Genomic DNA, 2,055 nt, shown 5'->3' with positions numbered 1-2,055 from the left:
GGTCGAGGACGCGCTGCGCGCGAACGACACGCGGCTGATCGTCGCGGCCGTCGGCCCGTACGCCGCCCGGCACCTCGACGCGCACGCCTGGCGGCACGCCGTACTCAAGTGCCTGTTCACGGGCGTGCGCACGGCCGCCGTCGCCGGTCTCGAAGACCGCGCCCGCGGCGACACCGAACTCGCCCGGATGCTCACCGACTTCGCCGACGAACGCACCGCCGCCGGCCGACCGATCCCACCCGACCTCCACCACGTCCTGACCCTCACCGGGGCCACGGACAGCACGGCGTCCCCCGCCGCCCGCGTCCTCGAGGAGTCCTGATGCGCATCTTCGACCCCCACATCCACATGACCTCCCGCACCACCGACGACTACGAGGCCATGTACGCCGCCGGGGTGCGCGCACTGGTCGAGCCGGCGTTCTGGCTCGGGCAGCCGCGGACCTCGCCCGCGAGCTTCTTCGACTCCTTCGACTCCCTCCTCGGCTGGGAACCCTTCCGCGCCGCCCAGTACGGCATAGCCCACCACTGCACGATCGCCCTCAACCCCAAGGAGGCCAACGACCCCCGCTGCACGCCCGTGCTCGACGAACTCCCGCGCTACCTCGTCAAGGACGGGGTCGTCGCGGTCGGCGAGATCGGCTACGACTCGATGACGCCCGCCGAGGACCACGCCCTGGCGGCGCAGCTCCAGCTCGCCGCGGAACACCAGCTGCCCGCACTCGTCCACACCCCCCACCGCGACAAGGCCGCAGGCCTCAAACGCACCGTCGACGTCATCCGTGAATCACCGCTGCCCCCCGACCGCGTCGTCCTCGACCACCTCAACGAGACCACCGTAAGAGACGCCTCTGACAGTGGCTGCTGGCTCGGGTTCTCCATCTACCCCGACACCAAGATGGACGAGGACCGCATGGTCGCCATCCTGCGCGCCCACCCCGCCGAGCGGGACCGGATCCTGGTCAACTCGGCCGCCGACTGGGGCCGCAGCGACCCGCTCAAGACCAGGAAGGTCGGCGAGGCGATGCTCGCCGCCGGCTTCACCGAGGACGACATCGACCAGGTGCTCTGGCGCAACCCGGTCGCCTTCTACGGGCTCAGCGGCCGCCTCGTCCTGGACGTCGAGGACCCGGCGGCCACCCACGAGGGCAACTCCATCCTCCGCGGCGGGGAGTGACCAAGGAAGGGGCGAGCGGAACACCATGCGCTTCCGGCACCCGGACGGCTCCACCGTCCATCTCGCGTACTGCACCAACGTCCACCCCGCCGAGGACCTCGACGGCGTACGCCGCCAGCTGCGCGACCACGCGGAGCCGGTCCGCCGCCGCCTCGGCCGCGACCGGCTCGGCATCGGCCTGTGGCTGGCGCGCGACGCGGCCCGCGCCCTGACCGCCGACCCGGCGGCCCTGCGCGGCCTGAAGGCCGAACTGGACGACCGCGGCCTGGAGGTCGTCACCCTCAACGGCTTCCCGTACGAGGGCTTCGGCGCCGAGGAGGTCAAGTACCGGGTCTACCAGCCCGACTGGACCGACCCCGAGCGGCTCGACCACACCACCGACCTGGCCCGGCTGCTGGCAGCCCTGCTCCCCGGCGACGTGACCGAGGGCAGCATCTCCACCCTCCCCATCGCCTGGCGCACCCCCTTCGACGAGGCGCGCGACCGGCAGGCCCGCCGCGCCCTCGGCATCCTCGCCCAGCGCTTGGGCGCCCTCCAGGAGTTGACCGGCCGCTCCATCCGCATCGGCCTCGAACCCGAGCCCGGCTGCACCGTCGAGACCACCGCGGACGCCATCGGCGCCCTCACCGCTCCCGGCGCGCCGCCCACCGACCGGATCGGCGTGTGCGTCGACACCTGCCACCTCGCCACGCAGTTCGAGGACCCGGAGCACGTCGTGGCCGCGCTCACCGCGGCCCATGTGCCGGTCGTCAAGGCCCAGTTGTCCGCCGCCCTGCACGCCGAGGAGCCGCACGACCCCGCCGTACGGGAGGCGCTGGCCGCCTTCGCCGAGCCGCGGTTCCTCCACCAGACCCGCACCCGCACCCCGTACGGCCGCGT

At 73.0% G+C, this 2,055-nt stretch carries 3 protein-coding genes; all 3 read left to right on the top strand.

Annotated features, from left to right (window positions below):
- Positions 1 to 322: EboA domain-containing protein (locus tag AOK16_RS17205; protein ID WP_169790905.1), on the top strand; the 322-nt coding region annotated here is incomplete at its 5' end.
- Positions 322 to 1,176 (top strand): TatD family hydrolase, encoded by an 855-nt coding sequence (locus AOK16_RS17200; RefSeq protein ID WP_055473122.1) that lies wholly within the window; start codon positions 322 to 324, stop codon positions 1,174 to 1,176. The genes AOK16_RS17205 and AOK16_RS17200, both read left to right, overlap by 1 nt.
- A 25-nt stretch (positions 1,177 to 1,201) precedes the next feature.
- The coding region (gene eboE, locus AOK16_RS17195; protein ID WP_055473121.1) for a metabolite traffic protein EboE at positions 1,202 to 2,055 on the top strand (854 nt) is incomplete at its 3' end.

The sequence above is a fragment of the Streptomyces pathocidini genome (assembly GCF_001418495.1).
In the GTDB taxonomy this organism is placed as follows: domain Bacteria; phylum Actinomycetota; class Actinomycetes; order Streptomycetales; family Streptomycetaceae; genus Streptomyces; species Streptomyces pathocidini.
Note: the sequence above shows the minus strand (reverse complement) of the source record. Positions and strands in the feature narration are given on the sequence as shown.